The sequence below is a fragment of the Rhizobium sp. Root1203 genome (assembly GCF_001424945.1).
In the GTDB taxonomy this organism is placed as follows: domain Bacteria; phylum Pseudomonadota; class Alphaproteobacteria; order Rhizobiales; family Rhizobiaceae; genus Rhizobium.
Map to the genome: position 1 here is coordinate 1 of NZ_LMCW01000007.1, position 18106 is coordinate 18106.

15 protein-coding genes and 4 pseudogenes are annotated in these 18106 nt (G+C 59.1%); 13 read left to right on the top strand and 6 right to left on the bottom strand.

The annotated features are described in order from the left end of the window. Positions 1-79 precede the first annotated feature (79 nt). Both ASC97_RS07305 and ASC97_RS07315 read right to left on the bottom strand, forming a co-directional pair. On the bottom strand, positions 80-271 hold the full coding sequence (locus tag ASC97_RS07305) for a hypothetical protein (protein ID WP_057467696.1): 192 nt from the start codon (positions 269-271) through the stop codon (positions 80-82). A 323-nt stretch (positions 272-594) separates the two neighbouring features. Then, on the bottom strand, positions 595-942 hold the full coding sequence (locus ASC97_RS07315) for a DnaB-like helicase N-terminal domain-containing protein (RefSeq protein WP_057467698.1): 348 nt from the start codon (positions 940-942) through the stop codon (positions 595-597). A gap of 68 nt (positions 943-1010) precedes the next feature. Here ASC97_RS07315 and ASC97_RS07320 point away from each other — a divergent pair, with 68 nt between their 5' ends. The 4 genes and pseudogenes from ASC97_RS07320 to ASC97_RS33790 form a co-directional block, all read left to right on the top strand. After that, positions 1011-1274: a DUF982 domain-containing protein gene (locus tag ASC97_RS07320; protein WP_057467699.1), complete on the top strand. Its 264-nt coding sequence runs from the start codon at positions 1011-1013 to the stop codon at positions 1272-1274. A 782-nt stretch (positions 1275-2056) separates the two neighbouring features. Continuing rightward, a pseudogene (locus ASC97_RS07330) lies at positions 2057-2434 on the top strand (carboxymuconolactone decarboxylase family protein); the annotation flags it as partial. A 130-nt stretch (positions 2435-2564) separates the two neighbouring features. Next, positions 2565-3542, top strand: a pseudogene (locus ASC97_RS07335) (aldo/keto reductase). Positions 3543-3619: 77 nt separating this feature from the next. Further along, positions 3620-3748, top strand: a pseudogene (locus ASC97_RS33790) (IS3 family transposase); the annotation flags it as partial. Positions 3749-4178: 430 nt separating this feature from the next. Here ASC97_RS33790 and ASC97_RS07340 read toward each other — a convergent pair. The 4 genes and pseudogenes from ASC97_RS07340 to ASC97_RS07355 all read right to left on the bottom strand — a co-directional run bounded on the left by ASC97_RS07340 (position 4179) and on the right by ASC97_RS07355 (position 6472). Next, on the bottom strand, positions 4179-4490 hold the full coding sequence (locus tag ASC97_RS07340; protein ID WP_057467808.1) for a helix-turn-helix transcriptional regulator: 312 nt from the start codon (positions 4488-4490) through the stop codon (positions 4179-4181). 2 nt (positions 4491-4492) lie between these two features. Next, on the bottom strand, positions 4493-5824 hold the full coding sequence (locus tag ASC97_RS07345) for a type II toxin-antitoxin system HipA family toxin (RefSeq protein WP_057467701.1): 1332 nt from the start codon (positions 5822-5824) through the stop codon (positions 4493-4495). 143 nt (positions 5825-5967) lie between these two features. Next, positions 5968-6240, bottom strand: a pseudogene (locus ASC97_RS07350) (GreA/GreB family elongation factor); the annotation flags it as partial. A gap of 28 nt (positions 6241-6268) precedes the next feature. Beyond that, the gene (locus tag ASC97_RS07355) at positions 6269-6472 is read right to left on the bottom strand and encodes a hypothetical protein (RefSeq protein ID WP_113001029.1); all 204 of its coding nucleotides are present in this window, start codon (positions 6470-6472) and stop codon (positions 6269-6271) included. Positions 6473-6533: 61 nt separating this feature from the next. On the opposite strand from ASC97_RS07355, the gene ASC97_RS07360 reads away from it, so the two are divergent. The 9 genes from ASC97_RS07360 (at position 6534) to ASC97_RS07405 (ending at position 18105) form a co-directional block, all read left to right on the top strand. Further along, positions 6534-8240 carry an adenylate/guanylate cyclase domain-containing protein gene (locus tag ASC97_RS07360; protein ID WP_057467703.1) on the top strand — a complete coding sequence of 569 codons (1707 nt, stop codon included), beginning with the start codon at positions 6534-6536 and terminating at the stop codon, positions 8238-8240. Positions 8241-8898: 658 nt separating this feature from the next. After that, positions 8899-9924 carry a hydroxyacid dehydrogenase gene (locus ASC97_RS07365; RefSeq protein ID WP_057467704.1) on the top strand — a complete coding sequence of 342 codons (1026 nt, stop codon included), beginning with the start codon at positions 8899-8901 and terminating at the stop codon, positions 9922-9924. A gap of 838 nt (positions 9925-10762) precedes the next feature. Further along, complete coding sequence (locus ASC97_RS07375) at positions 10763-12088, top strand: ABC transporter substrate-binding protein (protein ID WP_057467706.1); 1326 nt, start codon at positions 10763-10765, stop codon at positions 12086-12088. A 101-nt stretch (positions 12089-12189) separates the two neighbouring features. Then, positions 12190-13158, top strand: a complete 969-nt coding sequence (locus ASC97_RS07380; RefSeq protein WP_200959446.1) for a carbohydrate ABC transporter permease — start codon at positions 12190-12192, stop codon at positions 13156-13158. After that, complete coding sequence (locus tag ASC97_RS07385) at positions 13155-14108, top strand: carbohydrate ABC transporter permease (RefSeq protein WP_057467708.1); 954 nt, start codon at positions 13155-13157, stop codon at positions 14106-14108. The genes ASC97_RS07380 and ASC97_RS07385 overlap by 4 nt, the downstream gene beginning before the upstream one ends. Beyond that, complete coding sequence (locus ASC97_RS07390; RefSeq protein ID WP_057467709.1) at positions 14105-14317, top strand: hypothetical protein; 213 nt, start codon at positions 14105-14107, stop codon at positions 14315-14317. Before ASC97_RS07385 ends, ASC97_RS07390 begins: the two co-directional genes overlap by 4 nt. A gap of 3 nt (positions 14318-14320) precedes the next feature. Continuing rightward, the gene (locus tag ASC97_RS07395; RefSeq protein ID WP_057467710.1) at positions 14321-15418 is read left to right on the top strand and encodes an ABC transporter ATP-binding protein; all 1098 of its coding nucleotides are present in this window, start codon (positions 14321-14323) and stop codon (positions 15416-15418) included. Next, complete coding sequence (locus tag ASC97_RS07400) at positions 15411-16418, top strand: ABC transporter ATP-binding protein (protein WP_057467711.1); 1008 nt, start codon at positions 15411-15413, stop codon at positions 16416-16418. Before ASC97_RS07395 ends, ASC97_RS07400 begins: the two co-directional genes overlap by 8 nt. 52 nt (positions 16419-16470) lie before the next feature. Next, a complete protein-coding gene (locus tag ASC97_RS07405) occupies positions 16471-18105 on the top strand; it encodes a dihydroxyacetone kinase subunit DhaK (RefSeq protein ID WP_057467712.1) in 1635 nt (544 codons plus the stop codon). The last annotated feature ends 1 nt before the right edge of the window (position 18106 follow it).

Sequence of the window (18106 nt, forward strand, 5' to 3'; positions counted from 1 at the left end):
CGTTGCCCCCGTCGCTCACCGCGTTGGGGGGAAGGTTCACATGGCTCAATTCTCAATGGAAATTATGCGCCCAACCGGCTCAGTTCTGCGTGGAAACCAACACATAGCGAATGGTAACCTTTCCGCCGCCAACCTTCTCGGCAACGCCTGGGAACCAGTATCTTGCGCCTTTGTAGTTCCCCAACACCCAATCGCCCGCCGTCTGAGCGCTGGCAAATCCGCCGCTCACGGCCAGCATGCATCCTGCAATAATTATCTTGTACTTGATCAAGACCCGTCTCCCGTTGCCCAAGTCCAGAATTGAACCTGTGAGAAGGATTATGATCGGGCACTTAATGGCAGATGAACAGGAGACGCGACAGTATCCCTGCCTCCACGCCATTTTTGGGGCGGTCTACGGGTGTAGGTTTCGCCATTGAGCGCGCGAGAGACGTCCTCGAACTTCGCCTTAAGCGCCTCGAACTCGTCCATGATGTCGAGGTCCTTGGAGAAGGCCGTCCGTTCCAACATCTGGCTGAGAGCTATGCAGGCCCGGCGGGCGGCAGTCTCGATGATCGCCCGGGCATAGTCGGGTGCGTTCAGGACGGTGACCGCCTAACGTGTCAGGCGGGCGAGATACTGGGATATCATCATGTCGCCGACCTGGACGTCGTCGACATAGCTCTTGACGGTAACGGTGTTCGCTACTCGGCCCGCCTTGTGAAGGCAGGTGATCGCTTCGAAGATGTCGCGGTGCAGCCGCCCATAGAAGTGGTTGGCCTCGATCGGAACGCGGAGAACGGCTAGTGCATCATTGTTGACCAGGATGGCGCCGAGCAACGCCTGCTCCGCTTCGATGTTGCACGGAACCTCCTGCACTTCGTCAGCGTGGCCGAAATGGTCGGCGAGCTCATCGGCGGTGAGCTTATCTTCCGGTCTCATGTCGCGCGGGTCGGCGTTCATGCTGCCACGTCATTCGGTACGTTACTTGCAAGGTTACTGAAACACTCACTGCGTGGAGACCACTTGTAATGTTTCGGTACACATGCACAGAATTTCCCCCGTTGGCGCTCTTCTGGAACGATCAGGAGCGATACAAGCCAGTGCGGACCCTCAAAGACGCCGCGGAGATGCTCATCACCAGATGGCCGAACGACGATGGCGAAGAATACATTGTCGCGGTTAAGGCGTGTCTCGACGCCATCAACGGCTTGATCTCGCCGGCAGCTGCTCGCGACGCACTGATCCGCGCGGCACAAGAGGCCGGAATTAGGTGCCTTAGCGTTGTTCACTGAAGTCATGCTCCGCTTGTGCTGATAGGCGCCGGTGCGCAGGTCTATGAACCGTTGCTGCATCCATTTGATTTCGGGGATGCGCAGTTGTGCCAGCAGTTGCAGACGCCTATCGCCTCCGCCCGCGTCCCGCTGCTCGGCCTTAGTGCTCGGGAGCGCGATGTTCTCGTGCAGGGCGTACTCGATTGCCAGGTCTTTCAAGTCATTTCCCTCGGGTGGCTTAACGCCGTTGCCGAGGTGGACGGGACGCCAGGACGGCGCCGCGATTGTGCCGTACGGGATGTTGCGGATCCGGCATTGGAGAATCACCAAACGACGCACTTGGTGTAATTTGGTGACATCGGTTCACGGGCGACCGTTCAAGAGCGCGGCCGCTTTTGGGGATTGGTTCGGGGAGTTTGTGCTGAAGCCGGCGTGGGCGGGAGAGCGCATGGACTGCGCAAGACGCTTGCAACGATCCTGGCTGAGGCGGGGAATAGCATTGAGCTGCGGACTGACCGGCGCGGACGGTCGGGTGATGATACCGCGCATAGGTCATGTTAGCACGGCCCGTACTGCCAAAAGGGCGTGTGTTCCCCGCTCATCCGGCACCCCCGGGTGGCGCCCTCGAATCGCGCACTGTAGGCCTCTGTGGCGATCTTCAGGGAAACTGAGAAAGCCAATTTTGCGTGTGTGAGGGAACCTTCTTCAATGGTGGGTGACCGGCCGAAAGCCCCCGGGGATCGTCTGATGCATCACCGCCGTTGTTGCGACGGAGGCGACCACCGATATCAAGGACGACAGAACCAGCGGCATCGCCCCAGTTGTTGCCACTCGACGAGATCGCCGAGGCGCAGCGCGCCACGTCGGTGGAGGCGAACTTCGGCGACGTCTCGCCGGGCGTCGTTCGCTACACCGCGGATGTGCTGTTCAAGGACCTATGGCTTCGTCCCCATCTGGCACCTCGCGACCGTAGCCTGGTCACGGTCGCGGCACTGATCGCCATGGGACAGGTGGCCCAGATTGCCTACCATCTCGGCCGTGCCATGGACGGGCTGACGCGGGATCAGGCATCCGAGGTCCTGACCCAAATCGCGTTCTATTCGGGATGGCCTTGTGTCTTCTCCGCCATGCCAATCGTCAAGGACGTGTTTGCGGGTCGAAATGTTCCTTCTCGGGAGTGAACGAATGTTCTGGGGCAATCAGACTCCGTCGAACTCACCATACTGCGCGCACGTCAATGACACTACCGCTGACGATAGATCACGGGACGGTTCACGTTTGAGCAGCACGAAACTGAAAGGAAACACGCAGATGCAAAAGCGGACACTCGGACAGGGACTTCAAGTCTCGGCGCTTTCCCTTGGAGCAATGGGGTACGGAAAAGCTCGTGAACTTCCCGACAGGGCAGAGATGATCACTTTGATCCGAACGGCTGCCGATCGTGGCATGGACTTTTTCGACACGGCGGAAGTCTATCGTCCCTGGACCAACGAACTGATGGTCGGAGAGACTTTGGAACCTGTCCGCGACAGGGTAAAGGTCGCGATCAAGTTCGGTTGGGTCATCGACCAGGAGACCTGGCGTTCAGCGTGGCGGTGTCAACAGCAAGCCAGCGCAAATCCGAAGCGCGGACGAGGGCAGTCTCAAGCGTCTGAGGAGCGATCACATCGACCTCCTCTATCAACACCGTGTCGATCCCGACGTACCGATGGAAGACGTCGCGGGTGTCGTCAAGGACCTGATTGCCGAGGGCAAGGTTCGCTGGTTCGGCCTGTCCGAGGCAGGAGCGGGTTCGATCCGCCGCGCCCATGCCGTCCAGCCCGTCGCCGCCCTCCAGAGTGAATACTCGCTGTGGACGCGCGAGCCGGAAGCAGAGATCATCCCAACGCTTGAGGAGCTAGGCATCGGTCTCGTGCCGTTCTCGCCACTCGGCAAGGGCTTCCTTACAGGAAAGATCGATAGCACGACTGCGCTCGACCCGATGCGCAGTTCGATCCCGGAATTTGCGCCTGACGCAATTGACGCCAACCGAAAGCTGGTCGACCTTATCAAAGCCATCGGCGAACGCCATGGAGCAACGCCGGCGCAGGTGGCACTCGCCTGGATTCTTGCTCAGAAGCCTTAGATCGTGCCCCTGTTCGGTGCGCGCAAGATCGAAAAGTTTGACGAGAACATCGGCGTGCTGAACGTGCAACTGACCAAAGTGATCTCGACGACATTGAAGCCGCGAATAGTCATATCAGCGGCGATCGCCATCTGGAGAAGCACATGCGTCTCACGGGCTTGTAGGTCAAAAGGATTTCTCAATTAAAAGCCGTCGGCCATTGGTCAGGCGGCTTTCTTACCGTCGGGCACACTTTTTTTGCGAGTTCGCTCAGACCATCAATCCAAGACGTGGTGCGGTGCGCAGCCGGAATGGCTCGGCACCACCACCCGCGTCTATCGCCCCGAATACAGCAACCCAAAACCGCTGGAGCGAACTCAAAATTGGATAAAACTTGAGGGCAAGGCAAACCCGCCGAGTCGCGGGCCAAGTTATATCTGGCCAACCAGATTGCGGTCGCGGTCGCGGAATTGGACTTGTCGCAGGCAGTGACCGCGAAGTTGACCGGGCTCAAGCAGCAGACGTATCTCGCATCGTGAACGGCATTTTTAAGGAGTACTCTGTCTGGCGTCTGCTCACGCTCACTTCGCTGAAAGCGCTCGGCAATGACATCACCATTCAGATACAGCATTCAGGCCAAAGCCGCGGGCGTATTTCGGCCGTCAGCAAAGCCGATAGGGGGAGAAACCGTCATCCTTGCGTAGCGGATCGCTAGACTTAGGGTGCTTGGGCGGTCGCGCGACCACGGTGCCTGCTTGTGGCGTCCCGCAGGTATCGAAGAGGTTCGTGTTGACCATCACTGAATGATCAAAACCAGGCTTTTATATTTTCAAAGCGGGCTCTGGCTCGTCGTCGCTGGGGTTTTTCGGTACAAAACCTACAGTGAAGCCGAAGACCTTTCCAATCCTCTGCAACGTTTCCACCGTAGGGTTCGCCTCACCACGTTCGATTTCAGCAATCTGTCGTCGGGTCATCTGGACAAGGTTCGCGAACTGCTCTTGGGTCAATCCCATGGTTTTCCGAATTTCGGATACAGCGAACGGGTACCGTAGAGCGCCTGCTTCCGCTCGCTCGTTCAGGCGCTTTCGATAAGCGTTGATCTCTTCTCTGGTTGGCTTTCGCAACTTAGGCACAATCAAAGTCCATATTTGGCAGGACGATCAAGCGACCTTACGATCTCATCGCAGCGGCTCATGGCAATTGTCAGCACGTCTTCATGCGCCCCCAGCTGCTTAGCCAAGCCAGGTGCGGTTTCTAGTTTGGTCGCGAATTCCGCCAGTTCGTCGATGAGCTTTCCGGCCAGTGTCGTATCATCCGGGAAAATGCTTTCAGCAATGATGTTCCAGTCCGGCATGTGGTCGCTATGGGTCTTGAGCATGACGCCCCAGCGAGTTGAACGTGCGATGCTTTCTGGAGCTAGGCGCATGGGAGCGAAGTCGAACAAGGGCGAAAGGCCCACTGTATGGTCGACCCTCTTCGATAGCGCTGTATTTCGACCATGGTTGTCGCTGTTGCCCAGTGCTTGATTAGCAACCTCACGTTTGACGTATTCAACGATGTCGGCAAAAGGATGGGACGAGACCGCCTTGAGAACGTCGATATACTGCTCATGCCGTCCGAGGTAGGCGAACTCAGCGATGTTTGCAGCCGAGACAATGCTTTCCTGACCAAGGCGCAGAACACCATCGCCAGCAATCCGCCGGTCGAAGCGTGGGATCACCAATACCCCATTTTCATGGCGTGACGGCTCATCCACATTCAGCCCAATTTCCTTGGCGATCGCCGCATAGATCGCCTCGCTTGAAAGGATGGTCGCATCGCGCTCGCTACTGCTGCGAAGCAGTTTGACGATTACGTGGTCTACTGCGTCGGCATCTTCGACCAAGGGGTCGGGATAATAGAGTCCATCCTTCGCCTTGGTCATCGCGACCTTGGGCCACACTCCCTGCAATCCGCTGGAGCCAGAGGCGATGATCGAGAAGTAGTCCACGATCTCGATGAACCGGTCGCTTCGGCCGAAGATTTCCTCCTCTGTTACGCCAACCTTGGCCAGGCCAGCGACCCGCTCCGCGTCCAGCTTTGCTGCCTGCTTTATCCGAACATTGCCAACCGGGCTTCCGGCTCCTCGCAGAAGCAATGGCAGCTCCGATGTCTTGGCGTCCGGGTCGATCTTTAGCGCTTCTGCCAGGCGAATTCTTGCTCGGCCGCTCGGCATAAGATCTAGAAGAAATGGGGGCCAAGTTTTCCGGCGATGGTTCTCAAGGTCAACTGGGTCAGCTACCGATACAGCACGCAGGTCTCGTGTGGTTTGGTTGTTCTCCAGATCTTTGCCGACGTTCTCCATCCAGTAGTCCAAGTCGTACGTCAGGACCGTCCCGCCGATTGCGCCGAGATCGGGTTCCTTTATTTCGACCACCGCTCCGACGTGCCATTTGCCGTCGTGATGGATTTCAAGCTCTAAGTCCATAGCGCACCTTTTGATGGTTCATATAGATCTTATCCCAGAAGCATGCAACCCTCAAAGTGGGTCATTATCTGTTTGGTCTCGGAGGAGGAAGTTAGTGATGAAAAAAGCCATTTGCGATGGCTACCGTCCGGAACGAAGGGAAATTAAAACAAACCTTGCTCTTCGTCGCTTTCGATTGTTATCGCTAATGCCGGAAAATGGCTGTCAAGCTCTTGAATGACAGCAGCTTTCAGGCGATGGATCAGTCCATTTCGAGCGACCCAATCGATGGACTGTCCCACCGAAAGCCCGACAAGCGCCGTTCCGATCCGAGTAAGCCTCGATATCTTCCCCTTGGCCATGTCTGCTTCACCAGGGAAAACAAGGGTAACCTGCCGCGCATCCCCGAGATCATTCGTGAACCGCAGGGTGCACCCCCATGCGCACCACATCCCAGATCACTTACTAAACCGACGGGGACCACGTCCCTAACTTCTCCAGCCACTGCTGGCTCCGTCGCGGCTTGTCGCCGCCCATCACCAGACGTTCAAGAACCGTCCGCTTTCCGTGGATACTCATTTCCGTGTCGTCGACCTCGACGCTGTCGGTCACAAAGAAGGATGACGGCCCGATGGAGGTGGAGATCGCCCGGACATTACCTCTTACCACTTGTTGACTCACCCGCGGTTGAACAATAACTTGTTAAATCGGTCGTTAGGCTTGTCCTCACATGACGGATCAATCTATTCAGCGTCGCCTTGCCGCCATCGTCGTTGCCGATGTGGTGGGATATTCACGCCTGATGGAGGCTGATGAAGTCGCAACGCTGGCGAACCTCAGGGAACTCCGTTCTGGCGTTATCGAGCCGGCTGTCATTCGCCACAACGGTCGCATCTTCAAGGTCATGGGCGACGGATTCTTAATCGAATTCGGTAGCGCGGTGGACGCGGTCGCGGCAGCGCTGGAAATGCAACGGGCCACCACTACCGTTGAGGCTTCCGGAGACCGGCACCTGCTTTTGCGTGTAGGCGTCAATCTGGGAGATGTCATTGACGACGGTTCAGACGTCCTCGGCGACGGCGTCAATGTCGCGGCGCGCCTCGAGACGCAGGCCGCACCGGGAGGTATCTGCATTTCAGCCAAAGTTCACGGCGAGATCATCGGCAAGATCAGCGACCGGTTCTTTGATGCAGGCGAACGCTACCTAAAGAACCTGACTCGCCCGGTCCACGTGTGGCATTGGCCGGATGCGCTGCAGAGCATATTGCCGCTGCCCGAATGTCCCTCGATCGCTGTATTGCCGTTCACGAATATGAGTGGTGATGAAGCGGACGCGCCTTTCGTCGACGGCTTGACCGAAGACCTGATCACCGACCTTTCCCGTACGGCTGGCCTGTTCGTCATCGCACGCAATTCCGTGTACGGCTACAAGGGCAAGCCGGTCGACGTACGGCTGGTCGCCCAGGAACTCGGCGTCCGCTACGTCCTGGAAGGGAGCGCCAGACGCGCAATGGGCCGTGTCCGCATCAATGCCCAATTGATCGACGCGCTTGGCGGCCAGCACTTGTGGGCCGACCGGTTTGACAGGACGGTGGAAGATGTTTTCGAATTACAGGATGAAGTTAATGCCAAGATTGTTGAAGCCCTCGTCGGTCGGCTGACTATCCCGAAGCAGCGCAATCGGCCGAAGAACTTTGAGGCGTACGATCTGTGTGTGCGCGCCCGCCTCCTGACGGAAGAGTCGCCGCAAACTGAGCGTGAGGCCCATATGCTGCTCCAACGCGCAGTTAAGCTCGAGCCATCATATGCCGAGGCGCTCGGTCTGCTCGCCTATAATCGTTGGCTTGCCTGGACTCATTTCGGCGAGCCCGAAGATCCTAACCGTCGGATGGCGGCGACGTTCGCGCAGAAGGCGGTCGACCTAGATCCCAACGATGCCGGCTGCCGTTACGTTCTGGGGACCATTTTGGCTTATGAGGGCCGATGGGAGGAATCGGAGGCCGCCTTCGCCAAGGCCCTGGAGCTGGACCCCAACCACGCCGACACCTGGGCCGCCATGTCGGACCTGTCCGTGCTGGACGGCAGGGTTGCCGACGGACTAGCGCAAATCGAAAAAGCTCTGCGGCTCAATCCCTATCCAACCTGCTGGTATCTTTGTCATCTTGGGCAGGCGCAATACGCCGCGCGTGACTATGAGGCGGCAACCGTTACACTCCGAAGGGAAGGCACGTATCGTACCAACTCACGCAAATTCCTGGCTGCTACGCTTGCGCAGTTGGGTCATCTCGAGGAGGCGCGGCGAGAAGCAGAATTGTTCCTGATCGCCCACCCTCATTTCACGATCGGCCATTGGCTCGGCTCCCAGCCGCTGCGCGATGCATCCGTGCGAGACCACTTTGTCGACGGCTTCCGAAAGGCCGGCCTGCCGGAGATGTGACGGCGGGTGAGGACAATCGCGACGCGTTCGAGGACTTGATCAACGGATATGCACGGCGCGAGAACGGCGGTCTGGATCGCAGTGACAAGCTCCTTCAGACGCTCCACAAAGCGCGTCAACCAGCCCTAGTCTCGCATGACTTTTCCGCTGGGCCATCTTGGTGGCGATGAGCCCGTAGCCCAGAATGAAGAAAGGATGCTTCGCGAAGCATTTTAGCAGCTTCGGCGAGACATGAAGGCGACGACGCTTACTTCCGCTGTCGGCGGCGCAAAGATGCCGTTACCTTGAAACTGGACAATGTCTGCTTTCCGGCAGGTGCACGGTATGTTTCAACGGCCGAAATGGTTAAGGGTTTCGGGTGCCGTCAGGCGTACGAAAGCCTCTCATGCACTGCAGCGGCCAGATGGCGACTTCGGTCCCGCAAGCGAATATTATTGCCGCTCGCCCCTCCCGTTGACGGATGCCCGAAGCCAGGGCACAAAACTGGCATCGACGGTTGCTCGCGACGGAAAAACAGAAGGGATTTCAAGCCAATCTCGATAAGCTATTGAAATCATATGACACTCCTCTGCCCCATCGCGTTTTGCGCACTCTCGAAAAACGCTTTCCTCCACGCTCTTTACTGATAGTTTTTAATTCAGGAAATCTGGGAGGAACCATGAGCCGCAACATCGTTCTAGTCGATCCGTTGCCCCGAACGCTCGATCTAATCATGACGCCGGACGTGCGTGCGCGGTTGGAAGGACTCGGCGAGGTGATCGTGTCGGAGGATCGCCAGATGCCGGACCAGCAGGTCGAGGCGCTGCTTCCCGATACTGTGCTGATCTTCGGGCAGACTGATATGCCGAGGGAACGCCTCGACAGGGCGCCGAAACTCAAAGCGATCATCAACGTCGAATCCAACTTTATGCCGAATATCGACTATCAGGCCTGTGTTGAGCGCGGCATCTGGGTGATCACGCCCGCGTCAGCCTTCGCATCGCCGGTCGCAGAAGCGGCGCTTGGCATAGCACTTGATCTCGCACGAGGCATCACGGCGGCCGACCGCGCGTTTCGCGCTGGGACAGAAGAATACGGCCTTGCTGGAAATAAGGGGGTCTTCCGGTTTTCCGGCGCCTCCGTCGGCATTGTCGGCTTCGGCGATCTCGGCAAGCAGTTGCGGGAACTCATTCGCCCGTTCCGCAATACCGTCAGGGTCTTCGATCCCTGGCTTCCCAGGGAAACGATCGAACGGCTCGACTGCACCAGAAGCGACCTCGACGAACTTATGCGCGAAAGTCGCGTCGTTTTTGTCTTTGCGAGCGTCACCAGCGAGAATGAAGGCTTCATCGGTCGTCGGGAATTTGCACTGATGCAGCAGGGAGCAGCGTTTCTTTTGATGAGCCGCGCTGCCGTTGTCGACTTCCCGGCAATGCTCGACGCTGTCAACTCCGGCCATATCAGGGCCGCAACCGACGTCTTCCCCGACGAGCCGGTGGGAGCGGACGATCCTGTCCGATCAATTCCCGGCCTGCTTCTCTCGGCGCACCGCACGGGCGGCACGCGCGACGCATTCTACGAGATCGGTGCGATGGCGGTCGCCGACGCCGAACTGATCATGAGAGGTTTGCCGCCGCAGCTTTGCCGACGCGCCGACCCCGCCACCGCGAGCAGGCTGAGGTCAAAGCCGGTATCGGTTTCATAGCAGCGCCACCCAAAAGAAAAAGCCTGCCGCAGGAGGTGCGGCAGGCTTTTTCGAAAGGTTGAACAGCAGCGGGAGGAGGAGTGCTGCTGTTCCCGCATGTGCCCCTGGGAGGAGGAGTGAGGCACTTGCAAACGCGAAGCTCTGCGGGAGGAGGTGCATCGCTTCGTTGGATTTATATATACGCTGTTTTATCAGTGACGGTAGGCAGGTTTCCGCACGGCAGCCATGCACTATCGGCTTGCCGCACAGCGGCCGACCGAGTGTAGGGCGTGGCCAATCCGGCATCATTCAATCGGCGCCGTTCACGTAAGGCCAGCAAGCCATAGCGGTGGACAGAAATCCCGGTAGCCCAGCACAGGCTCATCGCATCTCGCATCGAACTGATCGATCGGCTTTGTCCGATGACACTGGGGATCGGTCTTGAACGCATAGCCAGAGACATGAATGTACCGTCCGGACGCTGACGCTGTGCCCAGCGCGGCAAAGAACAGCAGTAACGCGAGGAATGTCCGCATCGTCTTGCCCTCCGTCCAATATTTTATATTTTACTAAAATACATTGCAACGTGGCCTCCCTACGCAATTTTGTTGATGCTGCTTCTCATGTCTTCCCAGTCCAATCTCCACACTGTTCAGCGGCATGTCGGCTTCGCAGTAACCCTTGTCGGCGCGCTGACGCTGCATCGCAGCAACGAATGTGACTTGCGTTGTTTATAAAAATGCGTATCACTAAACATATTGCTAAACATGATGATTGAGGAGTTCATGTCGGCATTCTCTGAAAACGGGTGAACTTGTGCCGCCGGCGGGGTGCCGGCCTTTGGTTCTGGGAGGAACTTATGCAGAAAACATCGAAAGCCCTTGTTGGGCTTGCCTCGGCATTTGTGCTGTCGTCGGCATTGCCCACTCTCGCGAAAGCCGACCAACTGACCCTTTGCTGGGCCGCATGGGATCCAGCCAATGCGCTCGTCGAGCTGTCGAAGGATTTTACCGCAAAAACCGGAACCGACATGAAGTTCGAGTTCGTTCCCTGGACGAGCTATGCGGACCGCTTCCTCAACGAACTGAATTCCCATGGAAAGCTCTGCGACCTGATCATCGGCGACAGCCAGTGGATCGGCGGATCGGCCGAGAACGGCCACTACGTCAAGCTCAATGACTTCTTCGACAAGGAAGGCATCAAGATGGATGACTTCGTGCCGGCAACGGTCGTTGGTTATTCCGAATGGCCGAAGAACTCACCGAACTACTGGGCGCTTCCTGCCATGGGCGACGTCGTCGGCTGGACCTATCGCAAGGATTGGTTCGAAAAGCCGGAACTGAAGAAGGCATTCAAGGAAAAATACGGCTGGGAGCTCGCGGCCCCCAAGACCTACGACCAGCTGAAGCAGATCGCCGAGTTCTTCCAGAAGCGTGAGATCGACGGCAAGACCGTCTATGGCGCTTCCATCTACACCGAGCGCGGTTCCGAGGGCATCACCATGGGCGTGACCAACGTCCTCTACGACTGGGGCTTCCAGTACGAGAACCCGAAGAAACCCTACGAGATGGAAGGCTTCGTCAACTCGGCTGACGCGGTCAAGGGCCTCGAATTCTACAAGTCCCTTTACGATTGCTGCACACCGCCCGGCAGCTCCAACGTCTATATGGTGGAATCCGCCGACGCGTTCAAATCCGGCCAGGTCGCCATGCAAATGAACTTTGCCTTCACCTGGCCCGGGCTCTACAAGGACGAGAAGGTCGGCGGCGACCGGATCGGCTTCTTCCCCAACCCTGCCGAGAAGGAACACTTCGCCCAGCTGGGCGGGCAAGGCATCTCGGTCGTCTCCTATTCGGACAAGAAAGACGCAGCGCTGCAGTACATCAAGTGGTTCGCCCAGCCGGAGGTTCAGGCCAAATGGTGGAAACTCGGCGGCTATTCCTGCCTGAAATCGGTCGTCAACGCGCCCGACTTCGCCGCCAGCCAGCCTTATGCGCAGGCCTTCCTGGACTCCATGGCGATCGTCAAGGACTTCTGGGCTGAGCCAAGCTATGCCACCCTTCTCCAGGACATGCAGAAACGCGTTCACAATTACGTCGTGGCCGGCAACGGCACCGCCAAGGAAGCGCTCGACGGACTGGTGAAGGACTGGACCGAGGTCTTCAAGGACGACGGCAAGATCTAGTGTCCGGCTGGACACGCAACATCTTCGTCAGAATGGCGGCCCGGATCGGCAACAGGGCCGGGCCGCCAGATGTCTCACATACGCAAAGACCAGGTGACATCTTGAATATCTCCCATTCCTCCATCGTCGAGAAGGCAGCGGATGCAACAGCCAGGGCAACGCCGGTATCGGTAGCCCGCCGCGTCCGCGGTCTCTCCGACAGGGCGATCGCCTGGGTGTTTATCGCACCCGCCATTACCCTCTTGCTCGCGATCAACATCTTCCCGCTCCTCTGGGCGGTCTATCTCTCCTTCACGAACTATCGCGCCAACCGGCCGAATGCGCCCGTCCAAGGCGTCGGCTTCAGCAACTATGAACGCGTTCTGACCGATCCGGATATCTGGCAGGCGATGCAGACAACGGCGCATTTCGTCTTCTGGACGATCGTGTTGCAGACGGTCATCGGCTTCGCACTGGCCTATCTGATCGACCGAAAGTTTCGCGGCCACGCTTTCTGGACCACCATCATCCTGATCCCGATGATGCTGTCTCCAGCGGTCGTCGGCAATTTCTGGCGGTTTCTCTATGAGCCGCAAATCGGTCTCTTCGCTTACGCGGTTTCTCTTTTGACCGGCATTCCGACCTCTGACATCCAGATGCTCGGCAGCGTGTCGCTTGCGCCATGGGCGATCATCATCGTCGATACCTGGATGTGGACGCCATATGTGATGCTGATCTGCCTGGCCGGCCTTCGCTCGATCCCCGACTATATCTACGAGGCGGCAGAGGTTGATCGTGCCTCGGCATGGCGGCAGTTCTGGTCGATTACCGTTCCGATGGCTCTGCCCTTCATCATGCTCGCCGTGCTTTTTCGCGGCATCGAGAATTTCAAGATGTTCGACATGGTGACCCTGTTGACAGGCGGCGGGCCAGGGTCGGTCACCGAAGTCGCGTCGATCACCCTGAAGCGCACTGCGTTCGAAAGCTGGGCAACCGGCCGGGCTTCCGCCTTCGCAATCGTCCTCTTCGTCGCGGTGTTCGGCCTCGCCAACATCTACGTCAAGGCCCTCAACAAGGTGAAGCAACGATGAGCTCCTTTACATCAGCCCATTCGGTCGTCGCACCGAGCCTCGCCAGCCGGCGCATCGCCGGGACCCTTGTGATCCTCTATGCGCTGATCACGCTGATCCCGCTCGTCTGGATTTTCCTGACCAGCATCAAGTCGCCGCCCGATTCCATCAGCTATCCTCCCAAGATCGTCTTCTCGCCAACGCTAGAGGGTTACTGCAACCTGCTCACCACAAGAACGCGCCAGACGCCCGAATACATCGCCTCCCTGCCGGAGCCGACGGGAACCTGCGATGAGGTGACGCGCAAGCGCAACATGGTGATCGCCGGCCCCTCGAATTTCCTGCCGCGCTTTGTCAATTCGCTGGTCATCGCCTTCGGCTCCACTTTCCTCGCGGTCTTCCTGGGGACGCTTGCCGCCTACGGCTTTTCCCGCTTCAAAATACCGCTGGCCGACGATCTGCTGTTCTTCATCCTGTCGACCCGCATGATGCCGCCGATCGCTGTCGCGATCCCGATCTATCTGATGTATCGCGAGCTCGGGCTTTCAGACACCGCTCTCGGCATGATCCTCCTCTATACGGCCGTCAACGTGTCGCTCGCCGTGTGGCTGCTCAAGGGATTTATCGACGAGATCCCGCGCGAATACGAGGAAGCGGCGATGATCGACGGCTACACCCGACTGCAGGCCTTTCGCAAGGTCGTCCTGCCGCAAGCGACGACCGGGATCGCCGCAACCGCCATTTTCTGCCTCATCTTCGCCTGGAACGAATACGCGTTTGCGGCCCTCCTGACCTCGGGCGAGGCCCAGACCGCACCGCCCTTTATCCCGACGATCATCGGCGAAGGCGGGCAGGACTGGCCGGCCGTGGCCGCCGGAACGACGATCTTCCTGATCCCGATCCTTGTTTTCACCATCCTCCTTCGCAAGCAGCTGCTGCGCGGCATCACCTTCGGAGCAGTTCGCAAATGACACACCGGATCGACACGCAACCCCCTACCCGTCCCAAACGGCCGCTCCTCCTGCGCCGCGGGCCGATGGAAAATATAGCCACGGTGCTGATCGCGACGGGCTTCCTGATGCTGTTCCAACCTTTCCTGCTGGTACTTTACACCTATTCGCTGGTCACCCTCCTTGCGGGAACCGTCATGTTCATCATCGTCTCGAAGTTTCCGGAGTGAACCATGGCGGACATCAGGATCGAAAATCTGCGCAAGCAGTTCGGAAGCTTCGTCGCGGTTCAGGATTCGAGCTTCGTCGTTCATGACGGCGAGTTCCTCGCTTTGCTCGGACCATCCGGCTGCGGCAAGACGACAACGCTCCGCATGATCGCCGGGCTGGAGCTTCCGACCAGCGGCAAGATCTACCTCGATGGAGAAGACGTCACCTTCAACCGCGCCAGCGCCCGCGACATTGCCTTTGTCTTCCAGCTCTTTGCGCTCTATCCGCACATGAACGTGCGCAAGAATATCGGTTTCCCCCTGCTCTCGCAGGGAATGCCGAGAGCCGAGATCCGGAGCCGCGTGGAGGAAACCGCCCGCCTGCTGCAGATCAGCCACATTCTCGACAAGTCAGTCTCCGGCCTTGCCGGCGGCGACCGCCAGCGCGTGGCGCTCGGCCGCGCCATCGTGCGCCGGCCGAAGTGCTTCCTGATGGACGAGCCGCTCGGAACGCTCGATGCCGAATTCCGCGAGGTCATGGTCCATGAACTGCGCGAACTGCATAACCGCATCCGCGCGACAACGGTCTATGTTACCCACGACCAGCACGAGGCAATGGCGATGGCCGACAAGATCGCGGTCATGAACCACGGCGTCATCGAGCAGTTCGGGACACCGCAGGAGATCTACAGCAAGCCGGCGACCATGTACGTCGCCGATTTCATCGGCTCACCGCCGATGAACTTCATGCGCTTCAATGCAGGCCTTCAAAAGGGTGCGCGCTCCGTCACGCTCCATGGCGTCGACATCGCCGTTCCCGAGGTCAGGCAGGACATGGCCGAAGGCGAGCTTGCGCTTGGCGTTCGGCCCGAGCATATACGTTTCAGCGACGCCTCGCCGCTTCGCGGCGCCGTCTACGGCAGCGAGTATCTTGGCACGAACCAGGTCGTCGCTGTCGAAACCTCAAGCGGATTGATCAAGGCACGCGTTCCGGCGAACAGGAATTTCCGCATCGGCGAGACGGTCGGGCTCGAATTCAACCATTCAAGCCTTGCGCTGTTTGACTGCACGTCGGGCCGCGCGGTCGCTTCGGCATTGTATCAGGAGGCCCATCATGGCTGATGTCGTTCTCAAGGGCCTCAACAAGAGCTTCGGCGAAACGAAGGCCCTCTCCAATCTCGATCTTGCGATCCACGACGGCGAGTTCGTCGTGCTGCTGGGGCCGACAGGCGCCGGCAAGACAACGACGCTGCGGCTGATTGCCGGTCTGGAAAGGCCCGATACGGGTCGGATCGAGATCGGCGGCCGCGATGTCGGCACCGAGGCACCGGCGGAACGCGACGTTGCCTTCGTCTTCCAGCAATATTCGCTCTATCCTCACATGACGGTCTACGAAAATCTCGCCTTTCCGCTGAGGGCACCGATCCGAAAGCTCACCAGCGACGAGATCGATCGCCGCGTTCGCGACGTGGCACGCATGGTCCGGATCGATCATAAGCTGGAAAACCGCTCGACGCGCCTCTCCGGCGGAGAGATGCAGCGCGTTGCGATTGGCCGCGCACTGGTGCGCCAGCCCGCGATCTATCTCATGGACGAACCGCTTTCCTCTCTCGACGCCAAGCTGAGGGCGGAGCTCCGCCTCGAACTGAAGCGGATACAGAAGGAGCTGGGCTCGACGTTGCTTTACGTCACCCACGACCAGGTGGAGGCCATGACAATGGCCGACCGCATCGGCATCGTTGCCGAAGGCAGGCTGATGCAGGTCGGAACGCCGCGCGAGATCTATGGCAATCCCGCCAACCTCCATGTCGCGGCGCGGCTCGGCCAGCCGCATATCAATCTTCTGCCGGCGGATCTGCTACCGGGCGGCCACCCTCCATCCGGCACCAGGACCGTCGGCGCCAGGACGGAGCATCTCGATATCGTCGTCGGGAAGGATGCGAATGCCGAGATCGACTGGATCGAACACCTCGGCGATCAGAACCATCTGCATATCAAGGTCCGCGATCACAAGCTCGTCACACTCGCGGATCCATATCTCGCGATCAAGCGAGGCGACAGGATCAACCTGACGCTGCGTGATCCTCTTTATTTCGGCGCGAGCGGAGAGCGTCTCTCCTGAACGTCAAACGAACCGATTATGGCAGGCAAGACAAACAGACGGGTATCGATCAATGAAGCACTTTTTCAACCGCAGGGAAAACATCGTTACGGAAGCCTTGGATGGCCTGCTTCTGACGACCGGCAAGGGCCGTCTTGCCCGTCTGGATACGTTTCCCGATATCAAGGTGATCCTGCGCGCTGACTGGGACAAATCAAACGTGGCGGTCATTTCCGGCGGCGGGGCGGGACACGAACCGTCACACGCCGGGTTCGTCGGCAAGGGCATGCTGACTGCGGCGGTGTCGGGCGAGATATTCGCCTCGCCGAGTGTTGACGCGGTGCTGACGGCAATCCGCGCGGTCACCGGTCCGAGCGGCGCTTTGCTGATCGTGAAGAACTATACGGGCGACCGCCTGAATTTCGGTCTTGCCGCCGAAAAAGCGCGTGCTGAGGGTTTCGATGTCGAAATGGTGATCGTCGCCGACGACATCGCCATCCCCGACATCAATCAGCCGCGCGGCGTCGCCGGCACCTTGTTCGTGCACAAGATCGCCGGCTATTATGCCGAGGCCGGGGAAGACCTGGCGACGGTCGCGGCTCATGCCGCCGCCGCAGCAAAGGATATTGTCTCACTCGGGATGTCCCTCTCGACCTGCAGTGTACCCGGGCAGGTTCACGAGGATCGCCTGGGGGAAAACGAAGGCGAGCTCGGCCTTGGCATCCATGGGGAGCCGGGGGTCGAGCGGATCGCACTTCAGCCGGTCACCGATATCGTTGCCACGATGATAGACCGGCTGTCGGCGGCGCTGTCTGATGGCGCCGACCACGCGCTTCTCATCAACAATCTCGGAGCCGTGCCACCGCTCGAGATGACCGTTATTGCCAATGCTGTTCTATCTTCCTCTATCGCCAAGCAGGTCAGATTGGTTGTCGGCCCGGCACCGATGATGACAGCACTGAATATGAACGGCTTTTCCCTCTCGCTGATCCGGCTGAACCCCGACCGCGAGGCAGCGTTGGTGGCCGCGGTCGCGCCTCATGCCTGGGTGCCGGTGGTCGAACGTCACGAGATCACCGTCGTTGCGGCGCCTGCCTCGACCGGCAAAGCGCATATGACAGCGAGCGAACATGAACAGAGCCGACGCCTGATCACAGCCCTCTGCAACCATCTGATATCGCTGGAGGGAGAACTCAACCGCCTCGACGGCCGTGTTGGAGACGGCGATACGGGTTCCACCGTCGCATCGGGTGCCCGCAGTATCCTTGCGCGCATCGACACCCTGCCGCTCAGCCAGCCGGCGGCGACACTTGCGTCGATTGGCGATATCCTCGGCACCAGCATGGGCGGTTCCAGCGGCGTGCTGATGTCGATCTTCTTTACCGCGGCGGCAAAGGCAATGGCGGAAAAGCCGGATATCGCTGCGGCCCTTCTTGCCGGACTCGACCGGATGACGTTCTATGGTGGCGCGGTTGTTGGTGACCGGACGATGGTCGATGCGCTGGCTCCGGCGCTGAAGGCGCTCGCCTCCGGCAATGTTGCGACAGCAGCGAAGGCGGCGGCCGCAGGTGCGGAGGCGACAAAGTCGATGCGCAAGGCAAAAGCCGGGCGCGCGTCCTATTTGGGTGAGAGGGATCTCGCGGGAGTGCCCGATCCCGGCGCAGTCGCTGTCGCTGGAGCGTTCGAAGTTGCGGCAAACCTCGCATAGG

Coding starts and splice junctions, on each gene's coding strand:
- ASC97_RS07365 (WP_057467704.1), top strand. CDS start 8,899: ATGAGCCGCAACATCGTTCTAGTCGATCCGTTGCCCCGAACGCTCGAT.
- ASC97_RS07385 (WP_057467708.1), top strand. CDS start 13,155: ATGAGCTCCTTTACATCAGCCCATTCGGTCGTCGCACCGAGCCTCGCC.
- ASC97_RS07395 (WP_057467710.1), top strand. CDS start 14,321: ATGGCGGACATCAGGATCGAAAATCTGCGCAAGCAGTTCGGAAGCTTC.
- ASC97_RS07345 (WP_057467701.1), bottom strand. CDS start 5,824: ATGGACTTAGAGCTTGAAATCCATCACGACGGCAAATGGCACGTCGGA.
- ASC97_RS07405 (WP_057467712.1), top strand. CDS start 16,471: ATGAAGCACTTTTTCAACCGCAGGGAAAACATCGTTACGGAAGCCTTG.
- ASC97_RS07315 (WP_057467698.1), bottom strand. CDS start 942: ATGAACGCCGACCCGCGCGACATGAGACCGGAAGATAAGCTCACCGCC.
- ASC97_RS07375 (WP_057467706.1), top strand. CDS start 10,763: ATGCAGAAAACATCGAAAGCCCTTGTTGGGCTTGCCTCGGCATTTGTG.
- ASC97_RS07360 (WP_057467703.1), top strand. CDS start 6,534: ATGACGGATCAATCTATTCAGCGTCGCCTTGCCGCCATCGTCGTTGCC.
- ASC97_RS07400 (WP_057467711.1), top strand. CDS start 15,411: ATGGCTGATGTCGTTCTCAAGGGCCTCAACAAGAGCTTCGGCGAAACG.
- ASC97_RS07320 (WP_057467699.1), top strand. CDS start 1,011: ATGTTTCGGTACACATGCACAGAATTTCCCCCGTTGGCGCTCTTCTGG.
- ASC97_RS07390 (WP_057467709.1), top strand. CDS start 14,105: ATGACACACCGGATCGACACGCAACCCCCTACCCGTCCCAAACGGCCG.